General features: G+C 69.8%; 16 protein-coding genes. 2 read left to right on the forward strand and 14 right to left on the reverse strand.

Annotated elements, in window-relative coordinates:
- Positions 1 to 2 precede the first annotated feature (2 nt).
- The 4 genes from ACIGHN_RS03250 to ACIGHN_RS03265 form a co-directional block, all read right to left on the reverse strand.
- On the reverse strand, positions 3 to 1802 hold the full coding sequence (locus ACIGHN_RS03250; protein WP_396503246.1) for a feruloyl-CoA synthase: 1800 nt from the start codon (positions 1800 to 1802) through the stop codon (positions 3 to 5).
- A gap of 59 nt (positions 1803 to 1861) precedes the next feature.
- Positions 1862 to 2812 (reverse strand): 3-hydroxyacyl-CoA dehydrogenase NAD-binding domain-containing protein, encoded by a 951-nt coding sequence (locus ACIGHN_RS03255; RefSeq protein WP_396503247.1) that lies wholly within the window; start codon positions 2810 to 2812, stop codon positions 1862 to 1864.
- A gap of 55 nt (positions 2813 to 2867) precedes the next feature.
- Positions 2868 to 3863, reverse strand: a complete 996-nt coding sequence (locus ACIGHN_RS03260) for a Bug family tripartite tricarboxylate transporter substrate binding protein (RefSeq protein ID WP_396503369.1) — start codon at positions 3861 to 3863, stop codon at positions 2868 to 2870.
- Between the two features lie 74 nt (positions 3864 to 3937).
- Positions 3938 to 4861: a 3-keto-5-aminohexanoate cleavage protein gene (locus ACIGHN_RS03265; RefSeq protein WP_396503248.1), complete on the reverse strand. Its 924-nt coding sequence runs from the start codon at positions 4859 to 4861 to the stop codon at positions 3938 to 3940.
- Positions 4862 to 4993: 132 nt separating this feature from the next.
- Between ACIGHN_RS03265 and ACIGHN_RS03270 the strand changes: the two genes are divergently transcribed.
- Positions 4994 to 5689: a Crp/Fnr family transcriptional regulator gene (locus ACIGHN_RS03270; RefSeq protein WP_396503249.1), complete on the forward strand. Its 696-nt coding sequence runs from the start codon at positions 4994 to 4996 to the stop codon at positions 5687 to 5689.
- Between the two features lie 45 nt (positions 5690 to 5734).
- Here ACIGHN_RS03270 and ACIGHN_RS03275 read toward each other — a convergent pair whose 3' ends face one another.
- The 10 genes from ACIGHN_RS03275 to ACIGHN_RS03320 form a co-directional block, all read right to left on the reverse strand.
- On the reverse strand, positions 5735 to 6013 hold the full coding sequence (locus tag ACIGHN_RS03275) for a hypothetical protein (RefSeq protein WP_396503250.1): 279 nt from the start codon (positions 6011 to 6013) through the stop codon (positions 5735 to 5737).
- A 65-nt stretch (positions 6014 to 6078) separates the two neighbouring features.
- Positions 6079 to 6780 carry an ABC transporter ATP-binding protein gene (locus ACIGHN_RS03280; protein WP_056423067.1) on the reverse strand — a complete coding sequence of 234 codons (702 nt, stop codon included), beginning with the start codon at positions 6778 to 6780 and terminating at the stop codon, positions 6079 to 6081.
- 37 nt (positions 6781 to 6817) lie between these two features.
- Positions 6818 to 7570 carry an ABC transporter ATP-binding protein gene (locus ACIGHN_RS03285; RefSeq protein ID WP_396503251.1) on the reverse strand — a complete coding sequence of 251 codons (753 nt, stop codon included), beginning with the start codon at positions 7568 to 7570 and terminating at the stop codon, positions 6818 to 6820.
- Positions 7567 to 8601 (reverse strand): branched-chain amino acid ABC transporter permease, encoded by a 1035-nt coding sequence (locus ACIGHN_RS03290; RefSeq protein ID WP_396503252.1) that lies wholly within the window; start codon positions 8599 to 8601, stop codon positions 7567 to 7569. The genes ACIGHN_RS03285 and ACIGHN_RS03290 overlap by 4 nt, the downstream gene beginning before the upstream one ends.
- 5 nt (positions 8602 to 8606) lie before the next feature.
- Positions 8607 to 9479 (reverse strand): branched-chain amino acid ABC transporter permease, encoded by an 873-nt coding sequence (locus ACIGHN_RS03295; RefSeq protein WP_056417445.1) that lies wholly within the window; start codon positions 9477 to 9479, stop codon positions 8607 to 8609.
- A 42-nt stretch (positions 9480 to 9521) separates the two neighbouring features.
- Positions 9522 to 10694, reverse strand: a complete 1173-nt coding sequence (locus tag ACIGHN_RS03300) for an ABC transporter substrate-binding protein (protein ID WP_056417441.1) — start codon at positions 10692 to 10694, stop codon at positions 9522 to 9524.
- Positions 10691 to 11506 (reverse strand): alpha/beta fold hydrolase, encoded by an 816-nt coding sequence (locus ACIGHN_RS03305; protein ID WP_396503253.1) that lies wholly within the window; start codon positions 11504 to 11506, stop codon positions 10691 to 10693. The genes ACIGHN_RS03300 and ACIGHN_RS03305 overlap by 4 nt, the downstream gene beginning before the upstream one ends.
- Positions 11503 to 13053, reverse strand: coding sequence for a benzoate-CoA ligase family protein (locus tag ACIGHN_RS03310; protein ID WP_396503254.1), 1551 nt, complete (start codon positions 13051 to 13053; stop codon positions 11503 to 11505). Before ACIGHN_RS03310 ends, ACIGHN_RS03305 begins: the two co-directional genes overlap by 4 nt.
- A 79-nt stretch (positions 13054 to 13132) precedes the next feature.
- Positions 13133 to 14683 (reverse strand): 3,4-dehydroadipyl-CoA semialdehyde dehydrogenase, encoded by a 1551-nt coding sequence (locus ACIGHN_RS03315; protein WP_396503255.1) that lies wholly within the window; start codon positions 14681 to 14683, stop codon positions 13133 to 13135.
- Between the two features lie 98 nt (positions 14684 to 14781).
- The gene (locus ACIGHN_RS03320; RefSeq protein ID WP_056417430.1) at positions 14782 to 15249 is read right to left on the reverse strand and encodes a DUF4863 family protein; all 468 of its coding nucleotides are present in this window, start codon (positions 15247 to 15249) and stop codon (positions 14782 to 14784) included.
- A 241-nt stretch (positions 15250 to 15490) separates the two neighbouring features.
- Between ACIGHN_RS03320 and ACIGHN_RS03325 the strand changes: the two genes are divergently transcribed.
- On the forward strand, positions 15491 to 16432 hold the full coding sequence (locus ACIGHN_RS03325) for a helix-turn-helix transcriptional regulator (protein WP_056418279.1): 942 nt from the start codon (positions 15491 to 15493) through the stop codon (positions 16430 to 16432).
- The last annotated feature ends 151 nt before the right edge of the window (positions 16433 to 16583 follow it).

Genomic DNA, 16583 nt, shown 5'->3' on the forward strand with positions numbered 1-16583 from the left:
GACTAGCCGGTGATGACCCGTTCGTCCACCGGGCTGGCCTGCAGGAGCGCCACGTCGGCGGCCCGCCGCGCCAGCACCGCGCCCTGGTTGATGTAGCCCTTGTCGGTGATCTCGCCGCTGTCCGCATCGGGCGGCTGCGCCAGCACCAGGGCGCGCGTGGGGCACTGCGACGAGCCCGCGCCGGCGTTGCGCCGGGCCCGCATCACGCCCTGCAGGGCGGCGGTGAGCTTCGCAGGGTCGGCCGCGCCCGCTGCCGACGGGAACACCAGCATGCCCACTTCGTCGTGGTTGTGGCCGGTAAGCACGATGTCCTGCACCAGCGGCGCGAGCTGCGAGATCAGCTCCACGCGCAGCGTGCCCACCGACACCCAGCTGCCGCTGGAGAGCTTGAAGTCTTCGGCCACCCGTCCGTTGAAGACCACGCCACGCTCGGGCCGCTCGGGGTCCACCAGGTAGCCGGCGTCGCCGATGCGGTAGAAACCCTCGCTGTCGAACGCGGCCGCCGTCTCGGCCGGCGCGTTGCGGTAGCCCGGAAACACCGACACGCCCTTGACCCGCATCTCCAGCTTGCTGCCATTGGGCACGAGCTTGAGCGCCAGCCCGGGCAGCGGCGCGCCGATGCAGCCGGCCTTCTCCAGCCGCCAGTGCGCGCTGGTGACGGCGGGCGATGTCTCGGTGGAGCCCCAGGAGGTGGTCAGCCACAGCGGCTGCGCGGGCCGCACGCGCAGGGCCAGCGCTTCGAGCCGCTGCCAGGTGGACGGCGCGAGCGCCGCAGCCGCATAGAACGCCAGCCGCATGCGCGACAGGACCTCGGCGGCCAGTTGCTCGTCCGCTTCCAGGAAGGGCAGCAGCATATCGAAGCCGCGCGGCACGTTGAACAGCATGGTGGGCTTCACGTCGCGCAGGTTGCGCACCGTCTTCTCGATGAGCCCGGGCACGGGCCGCCCTTCGTCGATGTAGAGCCTGCCGCCGTGGCACAGCACCATGTTCAGGTTGTGGTTGCCGCCAAAGGTGTGGCTCCACGGCAGCCAGTCCACCAGCACCGGCTTTTCGTGGGTCAGGAAGGGCCAGGTCTGGGCCATCATCTGCTGGTTGGCGCAGAGCATGCGGTGGGTGTTGATGACCACCTTGGGCCGGCCGGTGGAGCCTGACGTCAGCAGGTACTTGGCATGGTCGTCGGGCGCGATGGCGTCGAACGCCTGGCGCACGGCCGGGGTCTCCACCCCCTGCAGCAGCCGCGCGAAGGGCAGCGCGCCCGGCACCTCGTCGGCGTGGCGGCTGAACACCTGCAGCGCGTCCGATGCGTACCCCGCCAAGGCCGGTGCGTATGCCCGGGCATCGGATGCATAGATCAGCGACGGCCCCAGCGCCGCGAGCATGCTGTGCAGCCGAGTGGAGTCCTTGGAGCGCGCGTAGGCGCTGGACAGCGAGCACGAAGCGAGGCCCACATGCATCGCCGCGAGCATGAGCACCGCGTGGTCCACCGCATTGTCCGACAGGATCGCCACGGGGCGGTCGACCGGCAGCTTCAGGTCGAGCAGCGACTGCGCCACGGCGCCCACGGCACGGCGCAACTCGCCGTACGTCAGGCTGCGCCAGTGCTCACCCTTGTCATCGCGCTCGGCCAGGGCCAGCGCGTCGGGCGTCTCAAGCGCCCAGTGCTCCAGCCACTCGCCGATGCAGCGCGCATAGTCGCCCAGCGGCACGGGGGACTGCAGCGTGATCGAGCCGTCGTCTGCACGGGTCTGGGTGGTCAATGCCAGCGCGATCTGGGTGTCGTCGTCAAGGAATCCGGGGTGCATGGCGTGGTGTCTCTCTGGCGGTGTCTGGGTGAGGCAGGTGATGGGGAGCGCCCGGCGCATCAGGTCGGCGTGTCCAGCCCGGGGGATGCGCTCTTGGCGCGCAGCAGTCCGATGAGCAGGGCGTCGCGCGCCTGCGCCAGCTCTGCCTGGGTGCGCCCGCCGAGCGCCTGGTCCACGCCCTCGACCACGCGGCGCTGCAACTCGGGCGTCATGCGCGGCGCGCCCAGGTCGTCCCACCAGCCTTCGATGGGGCCGCCCAGGTGGGCCAGCAGATAGGCCATGCCGCCGTCGCCGCCGGACAGGTGCAGGTTCATGAAAGGCCCCATCAGCGCCCAGCGCAGGCCGGGGCCCTGGGCGATGGCGGTGTCGATGTCGGCCACGCTGGCCACGCCTTCGTTCACCAGGTGGAACGCCTCGCGCCACAGTGCGGCCTGCAGGCGGTTGGCGATGTGGCCCTGGATCTCGCGGCGCACATGGATGGGGCGCTTGCCGATGGCGGTGTAGAAGGCCATTGCGGTGGCAATGGCCTCGGGCGACGTCTTCTCGCCCCCGCCCACCTCGACCAGCGGGATCATGTGTGGCGGGTTGAACGGGTGCCCGAGCACAATGCGCTCCGGCCGGGCGCATTGCGCTTGCATGGCCGACACCGACAGGCCCGACGAGCTGGACGCCACGATGGCGTGCGGGGGTGCTGCCGCGTCGATGCGGCGCATCAGGTCGGCCTTGAAATCCTCGCGCTCCGGTCCGTTCTCCTGCACGAAGTCCGCTTGCGCCACCGCATCTTCCAGCCGCGCGTGAAACCGCAGCCGGGCCATGCTGGCGCCGGGTGCCAGCCCTTGTTGCTCCAGTGCGGGCCAGTGGCGGGCCACCGCTTCGCGCAGCCTCTGCTCGGCGCCTTCAGCGGGGTCGGTGGCCTCCACGTCCAGGCCCTGCGCCAGAAAGTAGGCCGCCCAGCTGGCGCCGATGACGCCGGTGGCCACCACGGCCACGCGCTTCACTGTCGAATCCATCGAAGATTTTCCTTGTCGTTGTTGCGCAGCGGCTCAGGGGTGCGTCAAGACCTGTTCAAGACTCGGCCGTGAACCCGATCTTCTTGACCAGCGGCCCCCAGCGCTCGAACTCCCCCTGCTGCGACGCTGCCATCTCGGCCTGGGTCGACCCCTTGGCGATCAGGCCCACGACGGCCAGGCTGTCGATCACGGCCTTTTCCTTGATGGCCTGGTTGATGGCTGCATTGGCGGCGGCCACCACGCTGGCCGGCGTGCGGGCGGGGGCGTAGAACCCGAACCATTCCTCGGTCGTGAGCTCGGGGAAGCCCTGTTCCGCAAAGGTCGCCACTTCGGGCGAGAACGGCGAACGCGCCTGGCCGGACGTGGCGATGAGCCGCAGCTTGCCCGCCTTGTGGTTGGGGATGAAGTCGCCGCTCGGGGTGACCATGGACGCGATCTGCCCGCCCACCACATCGGTCACGCCGGGGATGGAGCCGCGGTAGGGCACATGCTTCAAGTCCACGCCGTTGTTGATCCCGAGCAGCGCACCGATGAAGTGCGGCGTGGAGCCCGCGGCGGGCGAGCCGTAGTTGGCCTGGCCCGGGTTGGCCTTGGCCCAGGCCAGGTAGTCCTTCACGGTCTTGACCGAAGCTGGCACCAGCGGGCCCACGGCCAGGCCATGGTGCATGACCGCGCCGATGGACACGGGCACGAAATCCTTCACCGGGTCGTAGCTCAGCTTGCTGTAGATGTGCGGGTAGATCGACGTGCACGAGAACGGCGAGAGCGTGAGCACGCTGCCGTCCACCGGTGCACCCTTGAGCGACTCCAGCGCGATGCGGCCGCCCGCGCCGGGCTTGTTCTCCACCACCGCGCTGTTGCGGGTGTACGCGGAGCCCGCCAGCTTTTCGCCCACGCGCCGCGCGACGCTGTCGCCCGCGCTGCCGGCCGGAAAGCCATACAGGATCTTGACCTGCTCGATGGTCTGCGCCAAGGCGCTCCAGGGCGCGAGGGCCCCGAGCGCGGTGGCAGCACCCACGTGGTGCATGAACTGGCGGCGTGTCGGCTTCATCATTTCTTGTCTCCTCTTTCTTTCTGGTGGGGATGGGTGCGGCGGCGATGGATGCGGTGGCGGGATGGTGACGTTCAGTGCGGCGCGAACTCGGGGCGGGGGCCGCCCACGCGCGGCAGGCCCATCAGCGCGCGGGCCTCGGCGGGCGTGGCGGGCTCCATGCCCAGCTCGCGGATCACGCGCACGATGCGCTCGGTGAGCTGCACGTTGGTGGCCAGCTCGCCGTGGCGGTAGTAGAGGTTGTCCTCCAGCCCCACGCGCGCATGGCCGCCCAGCAGCAGGGCCGCGACGTTGGCTTCGAGCTGCGAGGGGCCGATGCCGCTCACGCAGAACAGGCTGTTTTGGGGCAGCGTGTCCACCATCATCTGCAGGTGGCGCGGCGAGTACGGCATGGCGTTCTGGAAGGCGCGGTGCACGTTCATCACCAGGTTGATGAAATGCGGACCGTCGTCGTCATGCCCCTCGTCGATGAGGGTGGTGGTGTCCTGCAGGATGTGGGTGGGGCTGAAGACCTCCCACTCGGGCTTGATGCCGCGCGCCTTCATGCCGGCGGCCAGTTCGCGGCCGCGGCTCAGGGGGGTGTCCATCAGGATCTCGCGGCCGTCAAAGCTCAGGTTGAGCGTGGTGGCGTCCAGGGTGCACATCTCGGCGCCCGCGTCCATGCCCTTGATGCGCTCTTCCCAGGCGATCTCCCAGCGGTTGCCGGGCAGCGGCCTGACCATGTCGCCGTGCACGCCGCCGCCGGTGGAGTTGTTGATGACGATGTCGCAGCCCTTGGCGCGGATGCGGGTGTTGATGTCGCGGTAGATGTCGGCGTTGCAGGTGGCGCCGTCATCGGGCCTGCGCGCATGGATGGCCACCACGCTGGCCCCGGAGTTCCAGCAGCGCTGCACGTCCTCGGCGATCTCGGCGGGCTGGGTGGGCAGGTGCGGGTTCTGCGATTTGTGCGCCATGCCGCCGGTGGGGGCGATGGTGACGATGACTTTGCGCTGGGTCATGGCATTGGCTGAGGGAAAATGGTACTGCACGCATTATTTTTTCGGGCGCTTGCATACTCAGTCATTGCGATGACATTTGGACTCAGGGTATACGAGGAACCGTGCGGCCCTGCCCGTTGGAGAACGCTTCCCATGCTGGTCAAAAAGGCTGCGCCCACGGCCGCCGAACTGCTGAACGACTCGGCCTGGTTTCCGGTGCTGAACGCCGCAGCCCAGCAGCGCGTGCTCGAGGACCTGCGCGAGGTCAACGTGCCGCAGGGCGGCGCGCTGTGCCGGCGCGGCGACGTGCCGCTGCACTGGTACGGCGCGATCGAAGGGCTGCTCAAGTGGACGGTGACGTCCGACGACGGGCGCTCGGTAACGCTGGGCGGCCTGTCCGCGGGCAGCTGGTTCGGCGAAGGCACGCTGCTGCGTGGCGTGCCCCGCACCGCCGACATCATCGCGCTGCGGCCCAGCCGCGTGGCGCTGCTGCCGTTGGACACCTTCGAATGGCTGCACGCCACGGAGCGCAGCTTCGACCACTTCCTGCTGCGCCAGATCAACGAGCGCATGCACTGGTTCCTGGGCAACTTCACGGCCTACCACCTGCTGGACACCGACACGCAGGTCGCCCGCGCGCTGGTGGGGCTGTTCCACCCCTTCCTGCACCCCGGCAGCGACCCGCACCTGCATGTCTCGCAGGAGGAGATCGCCAACCTCTCGGGACTGTCGCGCCAGCGCTGCAATGCGGCGCTGAAACGGCTGGCGCAGGCGCAGTTGATCGCCATCGGCTATGGCGGCATCACGGTGCTGGACCTGGCGGGACTGCAGCGGCGCGTGCCGGCCTGAGCCGGGCGTCCTGGCTGCCGTGGACACTGCCCGGCAGTGGGTGCCTCAGGGCGCGGACACGGCGCAGCGGTAGCTGGCCGCGCTGCGCGCGTCCCCGCCCACGTACTGCGGATAGCGCGGGTAGCGCGGGTAGCGGCACAGCGGGCGCGATGCCAGCGTGGCGGAGGGCGCGGCCGGCGCGTTGCGCATCTGCACCAGCGCATCGGCCGGGGCGGGCACGGCAGGCGCCTGGCCGGTGGTGCCACAGGCGAACAGGGCGACCAGCGCCGCCCCGGCAAGCGGCCACCGCAGGCAATGCAGGGAAGTCGCCATCGAGCGTGTCATGGGGTCTCCTGGGAATGCCGGGGGCAATGGTGAAGCGGCTGCGGCGGGGCGCGTGCGCCGGGGGCTTACACGCTGAGCAGCCCATGCAGGGCCTGCGGATCGGCCAGCAGCCCGGCCGATGCGCCCTGCAGCACGATCTGGCCCTTTTCCATCACCATCGCGCGGTCGGTGTGCGCCAGCACCTTGCGCCAGTCGCGGTCCACGATGAGCGTGGCGATGCCGGTCGCGCGGATCTCGGCGATCACGCGCCATATCTCCACCACGATCAGCGGGGCCAGGCCTTCGGTCGCTTCGTCCAGGATCAGCAGGCGCGGGTTGGTCATGAGCGCACGGCCGATGGACAGCATCTGCTGCTCGCCGCCGGACAGCTGCTGCCCGCCGTGGCCCAGCCGCTCCGCCAGGCGCGGGAACGTGGCCATCACGCGGTCGAAGGTCCAGGCGCGGCCGCCGTCGGGGCCGGCGCGGGCGCTCATCACCAGGTTCTCGCGCACGCTCAGGTTGGGGAAGATGCCGCGCCCTTCGGGCACGTAGCCGATGCCCAGGCGCGCCATCTTCTCGGGCACCCAGCCGGTGACGGCGCGGCCGTCCATGCGCACCTCGCCGGCCGGCGGGCGCACGTAGCCCATCAGCGTGCGGATCAGCGTGGTCTTGCCCATGCCGTTGCGGCCCAGCAGGCCCACGGAGGTGGCGGCGGGAATCTCGGCGTCCACGCCGCGCAGCACATGGCTGTCGCCATAGCGCGCGTGCAGGCCGGTGACGTTGAGCATGGCGGTCTCCTTGGGTTGCTGCGGGGCGGTGCGCATCTCAGTGCCCGTCGCCCAGGTAGGCGGTGCGCACCTCCGGGTTCTGGCGGATTTCGGCGGGGTCGCCGGTGGCGATCACCGCCCCGTTGACCATCACGGTGATGCGGTCGGCAATGCGGAACACCGCATCCATGTCGTGCTCCACCAGCAAGATGGCATGGCTGCGCTTGAGGCGCGACAGCAGCGCGAGCATGCGGTCGGTTTCCTCGGCGCCCATGCCGGCCAGGGGTTCGTCGAGCAGCAGCACGCGGGGCCGCGTGGCGATGCACATCGCCACCTCCAGCTGACGCTTGGCGCCGTGGCTCAGCGTGCCTGCCGAGCGGTGGGCGTCGGCGGCCAGGCCGGCGGCTTCGAGCGCCTCGTGCGCCGTCTGGTTGCTGTGCCTGCAGGCCGCGGCGGCCTGCCAGAGCTTCCAGGGCTGGGGCGCCGCGGCCTGCGCTGCCAGGCGGCAGTTCTCGTGCACGGTGAATTCCGGGAAGATCGTGGTGCGCTGGTAGCTGCGCCCCACGCCGGCCAGCGCGCGCCGCGCCTGCGATTGCCGCGTGATGTCCTGCCCGTCAAGCGCGATGCGCCCGTCGGAGGCATCCAGCTCGCCCGACAGCATGTTGATGAGCGTGGACTTGCCCGCGCCGTTGGTGCCGATGACGGCATGCACCTCGCCCAGGCGCAAGTCCAGCGTCACCGCGTTGACCGCCACCAGACCTCCGAAGCGGCGCGTGAGGCCTTTGACCGAGAGCAGTGCGGCGGCGCTCATGCCCGGCCCTTCAGCGAAAGGCGCTGCGCCACGCCCACCAGGCCCTTGGGCAGCAGCGCGACGAAGACGATGATGGACAGCCCCAGGGTCAGCTGCCAGTGGTCGGCCAGCGGCCCCATGACGGCGTGCGTGGACAGCAGCTCCTTGAGCAGGGTGAACACCACCGCGCCGATCACCGCGCCGCGCAGGTGTCCCATGCCGCCCAGGATCACCATCAGCAGCACGTCGCCCGACGTGTGCCAGGACAGCAGCTCCGGGTTCACCACGCCGTCGCGCGCGGCCAGCAGAAAGCCGGCCAGCCCGGCGAGCGCCCCCGCCAGCACGAAGGCTGCCAGCTTGTAGCCGTAGGTGTGAAAGCCCGCCGCGCGCATGCGCTGCTCGTTCACGCGGATGCCCGCCAGCGCCGCCCCGAAGCGCGAGCGCCGCACCAGCGCCAGCAGCCCGTAGGTGAACACCAGCGCCGCCAGCACCGTGTAGAACAGCACGCCGCGCGACTCCAGGCTGAGGCTGCCGATGGACGGGCGCACATCCAGGTAGATGCCGTCGCTGCCGCCGCCCACCTTGGTGTCGTGGAACACGAAGTACGCCATCTGCGCAAACGCCAGCGTGACCATGATGAAGTACACCCCGCGCGTGCGCAGGCTGAGCGCCCCCACGGCCAGCGCATACACGGCGGCGGCGCCCATCGACAGCAGCAGCAGGACGACAAGGTTGCCACCCTCCTGGCCCGAGGCCAGCACCGCCGTGTAGGCACCGATGCCGTAGAAGGCGGCATGGCCCAGGCTCACGAGGCCGGCCATGCCCACCAGCAGCTCCAGGCTGAGCGCGAAGATCGACAGGATCATCACCTTGACCAGCAGGTCCGACAGGTAAGGGCTGAGCGCCATGCCGCCCGCGCCGACGGCGATGGCAGCGGCCACCGGCAGCAGCGTGGCGATGAGGTGCCCGCCGGCCCTGCCGGGCGAGCCCGCCGCAGCGCCTGCGGGGCCCGCGGGGCGGAGGGGGGCCGGTGAAGGAGTGGATGGATTCATGACCGTCATGCCTTGCGCCCCATCAGCCCCTCGGGCCGCCAGATCAGAACCCCGGCCATCAGCAGGTACACACCGATGCCGCTGATTTCCGCGAAGAACACCTTGCCGAAGGTATCGACAAACCCCACCAGCAGCGACGCCACCAGCGCCCCGGTGATGGAGCCGATGCCGCCGATGACGACCACCACGAAGCAGATGATGAGCACGCTGGCGCCCATGTTGGGGTACACCGAGGACATGGGCGCGGCGATCATCCCGGCCAGCGCCGCCAGCGCCACGCCCGCCGCGAAGACGATGCGGTACAGCCGCCGGATGTCGATGCCCAGGCCGCGCACCATGTCGCGGTTGCTGGCACCGGCGCGCACCATCATGCCCAGGCGGGTGCGGTTGACCACCCAGTACAGCCCCACGGCCAGCACGATGCAGGCTGCCGACGCGAAGAGGCGGTACCACGGGTAGCTCATGAGTTCGCCCAGCGCGAAGCTGCCGTCGAGCCACGCAGGCGCCTTGACGCCGTGCACGTCGTTGCCCACCAGCAGCGAACGCAGTTCCTCGAACACGAGGATGAGCCCGTAGGTCATCAGCACCTGCTGCAGGTGGTCTCGCTGGTACAGGTAGCTGAAGAACGCCCACTCCAGCAGGTAGCCCAGCACCGCCGCCAGCGCGATGCCCGCGAGCAGCATGACGAGGAACTGGTCGCCGAACAGCGGCGACAGCGCGAACGCCATGTAGGCGCCGATCATGTAGAAGCTGCCGTGCGCGAGGTTGATCACGCCCATGATGCCGAAGATCAGCGTCAGCCCGGATGCCACCAGAAACAGCAGCAGCCCGTACTGGACCGAGTTCAGGCACTGGACCAGGAAGGTTCCGATGTCCATGGAAGGTGTGTCCTGTGTTGAAGGAGACGGTCTGCCAGCCGTTTACAGCTTGCAGCCGCGCGCGGGGTCGGCCAGCGCCTTGGCGGCCACGCCGACGACCTTGTTCTCCTTGCCGTCCACCTTGCGCAGGTAGATGTCCTGCACGGGGTTGTGGGCGCGGCTCATGGTGAAGGGGCCGCGCGGGCTGTCGATGGTGGCCTTCTGCACGGCGGCAGCGAACTCGGCCTTCTTCGCGATGTCGCCCTTCACGGCCTTCAGGCCCGTGGCCAGGATCTGGGCGGCGTCGTAGCCCTGCACCGCGTACACGTCGGGCTGCAGCTTGAAGGACTTGGCGTAGGCGGTGCGGAACGCGTTGTCGCGCGGGGTGTTCAGGCCGTCGGCGTAGTGCAGCGTGGTGAGCAGGCCCTGCGCGGCATCGCCCTGCGCCTCCAGCGTGCCGTCGGTCAGAAAGCCCGAGCCGTACAGCGGCGTGACCTTGTTCAGCCCGGCGGCTGCGTAGTCCTTGACGAACTTGACCGCGCCGCCGCCCGCGAAGAATGCGAATACCACGTCGGGCTTGGTGGCCGCGATCTCGGTGAGCAGCGCCTGGAACTCCACGTTCGGGAACGGCACGGTGAGCTGCTTAACGACCTTGCCACCTTCCTTTTCAAAGCCTTCCTTGAAGGCCTCGGTCATCTCGTCGCCGGCGGCGTACTTCCAGGTGATGGTGACGGCGGTCTTTTTCTTCTCCTGCTTCGCGGCCACGGTGCCCATGCCGTAGGACGACTGCCAGTTGGAGAACGACGAACGGAAGATGTTCTGCGCGCACAGGGCACCCGTGACCGCATCCGCACCCGCGTTGGGCACGATGAGCAGGGTGCCGCTTTGCTTGGCGGCGCGCGCCATCGCCGTGGCGACGCCCGAATGCACGGTGCCGACGATCACGTCCACGCCGTCGCGCTTGATGAGCTTGTTGACGTTGTCGGTGGCCTTGGCCGGGTCCGATTCATCATCGACCTTGAAGAACTCGATCTCGCGGCCCGCGAGCTTGCCGCCCTGCTCGGCCACGTGCAGCCGAAAGCCGTTCTCGATGGCCACGCCCAGCGCGCTGAAGGTGCCGCTGAACGGCAGCATGAGCCCGACCTTGAGCTTGTCGGTGGTCTGGGCCGTACCCGCGGTGGCGCCGCAGGCCAGTGCCAGCGCTGCGAATGCCGTGCGTGCGTAGCGAGATGTCATGGTTGTCTCCTGGATGTTGTCGTGATGAACGCCACCGTCTCGGCGATCACGTCGCCGGGCCGGTCACGGTGGGGGGAATGCGCGCAGGCGGGCAGCTCCAGCAGGCGGGTGCCCGGCACGCGCTCGGCAATGCCGCGGATCTGCGCCAGCGTTCCGTATTCGTCGTCCAGGCCCTGCACGGCCAGCACAGACGCGCGCACGGCGGCGATGTCGGCCACGATGCTCCAGCCGCGAAAGGCGGGGTCGAGCCAGATGCGGTTCCAGCCCCAGAAGGCCGAATCGGGGTCGTCGTGGTAGCGGGCGAGCCTCTGCGGAAGGTCGGTGGTCTCGTAGGCGGCGCGCGCCTGTTCGATGTTGGCGATGGTCACGTCCTCGACGAAGATGTGCGGCGCCAGCAGCACCAGGCCGGCCACGCTTTCCGGAAAGCGGGCGGCGTACAGCAGCGCGATGGAGGCGCCGTCGCTGTGGCCGAACAGCCAGGGCGCTTCACTCACGCCCAGCGCCTGCAGCAGCGCGGGCAGCACCTCCTCGGCCTGCCGGTGCATGAAGTCCACGCCCCAGCGCTCGTCGGCCGCGCGCGGCGTGGAGCGGCCGTAGCCGGGGCGGGAGAACACCAGGCCCCGAAAGCCGCCGTCCGCGCACAGCCGCTGCGGGAAGTCCTTCCACATCGCCAGCGAGCCCAGGCCTTCGTGCAGGAAGACCACGAGCGGAGCGTTGGTACGCTCGGGCGCGATCCACTGGTACTCGACCTGCACCTCGCGCCCGCGCCAAGCAATGTTGGCGAATTCGCTGACTTCGGCCTTGGCACTCATGCCCGCGCCTCCTGCTCGCGCAGGCGAAAGCGCTGGATCTTGCCGGTGGCGGTCTTGGGCAACTCGGGCACGAACTCGATGAAGCGCGGGTACTTGTAGGGCGCCAGGCGGTCCTTGACGAAGTCCTTGAGCTCCTCTTGCGTCGCGCCGTGGCCGTCCTTGAGCACGACGAAGGCCTTGGTCTTGGTCAGGCCCTCGCCGTCCTGCTTGCCGATGACCGCCACCTCCAGCACGGCGGCGTGCTGCATCAGTGTGGCCTCGACCTCGAAGGGCGACACGTAGATGCCGCTGACCTTGAGCATGTCGTCGCTGCGCCCGGCGTAGGTGTAGTAGCCGTCTGCGTCGCGCACGTACTTGTCGCCGCTCTTGGTCCAGCCGCCCTGGAAGGTGTCGCGCGTCTTGTCGCGGTTGTTCCAGTACATCAGGGCGGCGCTGGGGCCGCGGATGTACAGGTCGCCCACCTCGCCGTCGGCCACAGGGCGGCCGTCCTCGCCGCGCAGCTCGACCTCGTAGCCGGGCACGGGCTTGCCCGTGGTGCCGTAGCGGATGTCGCCCGGGCGGTTGGACAGGAAGATGTGCAGCATCTCGGTGGAGCCGATGCCGTCGATGATGTCGCAGCCGAAATGCGCCTTGAAGCGCTGGGCGATCTCGGCGGGCAGCGCCTCGCCGGCCGACGAGCACATGCGCAGCGCCACCTGGGCGCGCGCCGGCAGCCGGGGCGAGGCCAGCATGCCCGCAAAACCGGTGGGCGCACCGAAGAACACGGTGGGCCGGTGGTCCACCCAGCGCTGGAAGGTGGCGTCGGGCGTGGGCCGCTCGGCCATCAGCACCACGGTGGCGCCCACCGACAGCGGGAACGTGAGCGCATTGCCCAGCCCGTAGGCGAAGTACAGCTTGGCGGCCGAGAAGCACACATCGTCGCGCGTGAGGCCCAGCACGGGCTTGCCGTACAGCTCGGCCGTCCACCAGAGATTGCCGTGGGTATGCACCGTGCCCTTGGGCTTGCCAGTGGAGCCCGACGAGTACAGCCAGAAACCCGGGTCGTCAGGTCCGGTGGCGGCCGGCGCAGGCAGCGGCTGCGCATAGGCAATGGCCTCGTCCAGCGCCACGGCCCCTTTGCCGACCGCCTGCGTGGGCTGCGACACCCACAGCGCGGCCACCTCATGCGGGCCGAGTGCCATGGCGCTGTGCAGCACGGGCAGCAACGCGCCCGACACCAGCACGGCCTGGGCGCGGCTGTGGCCCAGCATGTAGGCGTAGTCGTCCGCCGTGAGCAGCGTGTTCACCGCCACGGGCACCACGCCGGCGTACAGGCAACCCAGAAAGCACACGGGCCAGTCGCTGGTGTCGTGCATGAGCATCAGCACCCGCTCTTCGCGGCGCAGGCCGGCATCCACCAGCACAGCGGCCAGGCGCCGGGCGCGGTCCTGCAGGTCGCCGTAGCTCAGCGTGCCGCGGTCGTCGATGTAGGCCGTGCGCTGCGCGTGGTCGCGGTTCAGGTCGAACAGGTGCTGTGCAAAGTTGAAACGCTCGGGCAGGGTGGTCATGGCGATGTCTCCGTGGTTCGCTGGCGTTTTTCTGGTGCTGCGTCCTGGCTGGCGGCTGCCGTCGTCTGCGCCTGGGCGGTCACAGGCCCAGCGCGGCCAGCACACCAGGGCTGGCCTGCACGGCGCTGCGCTGGTGGTAGAAGCCCAGCGCCCGCAGGCCCGCGAGCTCCGCTCCGCCGCCCGCACGCCCCGGGCCGCCGTGCAGCGACATGGGCATCACGTTGCCGTGGCCGGTGTGGGCCTGCGCGACGTCGGGCGTCACCACGTGCACGCGGCCATGGCTGGCTGCGAGCTGCACGGCGGCATGCCCCAGCGCGGCCTCGTCGGCGCCGTACAGCGATGCCACCAGCGACCCCTGGCCGCGCTGTGCAAGCGCCAGGGCATGGTCCACATCGCGGTAAGGCACCAGCGTGGCCACCGGGCCGAACACCTCGACGTCGTGCACCACGGCCGCCGCATCGGCGTCGCGCACACCCAGCAGCACCGGGCCGATGCACGCGGCCACCGCAGGGTCTGCGTCCACCAGCTGCGCCTGCCGGCCGTCGTGCAGGATGTCGGCGTGGGCGCACAGCTGCGCCAGCCCCTCGCGCACGGCGTGCAGCTGGGCTGTGCTGACGAGCGAGCCCATGCGCACGCCGTCGTTGCGGGGGTTGCCCACCGTCACGCCTGCGAGCTTGGCGCCGATGGCCTCGGCCGCAGCGCCGTACACGCCCGCCGGCACCAGGATGCGGCGGATGGCGGTGCATTTCTGGCCCGACTTGACGGTCATCTCGCGCACCACTTCGCGCACCAGCAGGTTGAAGGCGTCGCTGCCGGGTGCCGCATCGGGCAGCAGCAGCGCACTGTTGAGGCTATCGGCTTCGATGTTGGCGCGCACCGAGCGCTGGGCCACCGCGGGGTGCGCGCGGATGATGCCGGCCGTGTCGGCCGAGCCGGTGAACGAGACCACGTCGAACGGCCCGAGCTGGTCCATGAGCCCGGCGGAGCTGCCCGCAATGACCGACAGCGCGCCCGCCGGCAGCACGCCCGCATCGACCACGTCGCGCACCATGCGCTGCGTGAGCCAGGCGGTGGACGTGGCGGGCTTGACGATCACCGGCACGCCGGAGAGCAGCGCGGGCGCCGCCTTTTCCCACAGGCCCCAGGCCGGGAAGTTGAAGGCGTTGATGAACAGCGCCACGCCGCGCGTGGGCACCTGCAGGTGCTGCGACAGGAACACGGGCTCCTTGCTGAGCCGGGCGGCGTCGCCATCGCGCAGCGCGCGCACATCGCCCAGCGCATCGCCCCATTTGGCGTACTGGCCCAGCGTGAAGATGCCGCCGTCGATGTCCACGGCGGAGTCGTTCTTCACCGTGCCGCAGTTGGCCGTGGCGATCTCGTAGTACGCGTCGCGGTGGGTTTGCAGTACCTTGACCACGGCGCCCAGCAGCGCGGCGCGCTGCCGGTAAGTCAACGCACGCAAGGCCGAGCCGCCCTGTTCGCGGGCGAACCGGAACGCCTCGGGCAGGTCGAGGCCCGTGGCATCCACGCGCACCAGGTCGTGGCCCAGCACCGGGTCCTGGAGCACGGCGCCCGGGCCCTGGCCGGTTTGCCAGCGTCCGGCAGCGTAGTTGGGGAGCAGTTCGGTCATGGAGATCTTTCTTGCAGGTGGTCGGCAGCGCCCGCGGTGGCGATGTCGGTTGCGGCAGCGATGCAGCGGACAAGTCGGGCGGCGAGCCCGCCGTGCCTTCAGCGCGTGAATTGAATCTGCCCCTCGGGCAGCAGGTAGAGCACCAGCGAGCGGCCCTGGGCCACGGTGGGGCGGTGGGCGCTGCCGGGCGGGTACACGCACCAGCCGGCGGGGTGCCCGTCGAAGGTGGCGTCGCCCTCCAGCGGCATGATCAGGTCGATCTCTCCGAGCGGATGGGTGTGGTGCGGGCCGGCGATGTCCTGCATGTCCACCACGTCCACCGAGAAGCGGTGCAGCGCGTCGTCTGCCTGGAAGACCCGGCCGTAGCGGATGCCGCCGCCCTCGCGCTCGCAGAGCCAGCCTTGCGCCACGCCCGCCAGGCAACCCGCCTTGAGCTGCCGGTAGGCGTCGCTGCCCTGGCCGTGCGTCTGGTTGAGCCAGGTTTGCAGGTCACCGTCCAGACGTCGGCCTGCGATCTGCCCGGTCAATGCGGCCAGGGCTTCATGGAATGCTGCTTTATCGGACATGGCGACTCGTGGGTGGCTGGGACAATGGAGCGCAGCGTGCACAGTGCTGCATGCATTTTCTTGTGGGATTCGGCAATGTGCAGTATCTTGCCTGCACATGAACGATAGGTAATGCTTGATGCAGTGTCAAGCACTATAGTGCATGCATGGTGTTTTCCCCTACGGTGTCCGGCCGCGCGGGCCGCCCGGGGGATGCACCGCAAAATGCCCAGGTGCAGCCGATGTGAATTTGAGGATGGACATGAACGAACCAGAAGACACCGCCACCTTGCCCCCAGCCCTGGGCGAGGTCGCGCCAGGGCCTGCCGACGAAGCCCGCAACCCCCTGCTGACCGCACTGGGCGAGCGGGTGCGCAACCTGCGTGCGCAGCGCGGGCTCACGCGCAAGGCGGTGGCGGTGGCGGCCGATGTGTCGGAGCGGCACCTGGCCAACCTGGAGTACGGCACGGGCAACGCGTCCATCCTGGTGCTGCAGCAGGTGGCCGGCGCGCTGCACTGCTCGCTGGCCGAACTGGTGGGCGACTTCACCACCCGATCGCCCGAATGGCTGTTGATCCGCGAGCTGCTGGAGCACCGCAGCGAGCCCGAGCTGCGCCGCGCCCGGCTGGCCCTGCACGAGCTGCTGAACAGCGGCGCCAGCGACACAGCACGCCACCGGCGCATTGCGCTGGTGGGGCTGCGCGGCGCGGGCAAGTCCACCCTGGGCCCCCTGCTGGCGCGCGACCTGGACGTGCCGTTCATCGAGCTGAGCCGCGAGATCGAAACCCTGGCGGGCTGCAGCGTGCGCGAGATCCACGACCTGTACGGCACCACCGCGTACCGCCGCTACGAGCGCCGCGCGCTTGAGGAGATCGTGCAGATCCACAGCGAGGTGGTGATCGCCACGCCCGGCGGCATCGTCTCGGACCCCGCCACCTTCAACGAGCTGCTGGCGCACTGCACCACGGTGTGGCTGCGCGCCGCGCCCGAGGAGCACATGGGCCGCGTGCTGGCCCAGGGCGACATGCGCCCCATGGCCGCCAGCAAGGAGGCCATGGACGACCTGCGCCGCATCCTGGAAGGCCGGGCGGCGTTCTATTCCAAGGCGGACCTGACCATCGATACCTCCGGGCAGAACCTGGAGGAAAGCCTGCGGCAGCTGCGCACCGGCGTGCGCAGGCTGATGGCCAGCCGGCCCGACTGAAAGCCCGGCCCCCCCGGGCGCCCCCCCCCGGACGCACCCCACGCGCCACCGACCGCCCGACCGGCGGAGCGCCCTCTGCACGGCCCATCGCGTCAGAAAAATTGGCGATCAGCACAAACATGCATTGACTCGCCTGCCAACGTGCATCATG

This window comes from Acidovorax sp. NPDC077693, from assembly GCF_044542805.1.
Classification (GTDB): domain Bacteria; phylum Pseudomonadota; class Gammaproteobacteria; order Burkholderiales; family Burkholderiaceae_C; genus Acidovorax.

Excerpts from the sequence above, each read along its gene's own strand:
- ACIGHN_RS03270 (WP_396503249.1), top strand. The coding sequence starts at position 4,994 with ATGCTGGTCAAAAAGGCTGCGCCCACGGCCGCCGAACTGCTGAACGAC.
- ACIGHN_RS03265 (WP_396503248.1), bottom strand. The coding sequence starts at position 4,861 with ATGACCCAGCGCAAAGTCATCGTCACCATCGCCCCCACCGGCGGCATG.
- ACIGHN_RS03325 (WP_056418279.1), top strand. The coding sequence starts at position 15,491 with ATGAACGAACCAGAAGACACCGCCACCTTGCCCCCAGCCCTGGGCGAG.
- ACIGHN_RS03305 (WP_396503253.1), bottom strand. The coding sequence starts at position 11,506 with ATGAGTGCCAAGGCCGAAGTCAGCGAATTCGCCAACATTGCTTGGCGC.
- ACIGHN_RS03280 (WP_056423067.1), bottom strand. The coding sequence starts at position 6,780 with ATGCTCAACGTCACCGGCCTGCACGCGCGCTATGGCGACAGCCATGTG.
- ACIGHN_RS03260 (WP_396503369.1), bottom strand. The coding sequence starts at position 3,863 with ATGAAGCCGACACGCCGCCAGTTCATGCACCACGTGGGTGCTGCCACC.
- ACIGHN_RS03290 (WP_396503252.1), bottom strand. The coding sequence starts at position 8,601 with ATGAATCCATCCACTCCTTCACCGGCCCCCCTCCGCCCCGCGGGCCCC.
- ACIGHN_RS03300 (WP_056417441.1), bottom strand. The coding sequence starts at position 10,694 with ATGACATCTCGCTACGCACGCACGGCATTCGCAGCGCTGGCACTGGCC.
- ACIGHN_RS03295 (WP_056417445.1), bottom strand. The coding sequence starts at position 9,479 with ATGGACATCGGAACCTTCCTGGTCCAGTGCCTGAACTCGGTCCAGTAC.
- ACIGHN_RS03285 (WP_396503251.1), bottom strand. The coding sequence starts at position 7,570 with ATGAGCGCCGCCGCACTGCTCTCGGTCAAAGGCCTCACGCGCCGCTTC.
- ACIGHN_RS03255 (WP_396503247.1), bottom strand. The coding sequence starts at position 2,812 with ATGGATTCGACAGTGAAGCGCGTGGCCGTGGTGGCCACCGGCGTCATC.
- ACIGHN_RS03275 (WP_396503250.1), bottom strand. The coding sequence starts at position 6,013 with ATGACACGCTCGATGGCGACTTCCCTGCATTGCCTGCGGTGGCCGCTT.
- ACIGHN_RS03315 (WP_396503255.1), bottom strand. The coding sequence starts at position 14,683 with ATGACCGAACTGCTCCCCAACTACGCTGCCGGACGCTGGCAAACCGGC.
- ACIGHN_RS03250 (WP_396503246.1), bottom strand. The coding sequence starts at position 1,802 with ATGCACCCCGGATTCCTTGACGACGACACCCAGATCGCGCTGGCATTG.
- ACIGHN_RS03320 (WP_056417430.1), bottom strand. The coding sequence starts at position 15,249 with ATGTCCGATAAAGCAGCATTCCATGAAGCCCTGGCCGCATTGACCGGG.
- ACIGHN_RS03310 (WP_396503254.1), bottom strand. The coding sequence starts at position 13,053 with ATGACCACCCTGCCCGAGCGTTTCAACTTTGCACAGCACCTGTTCGAC.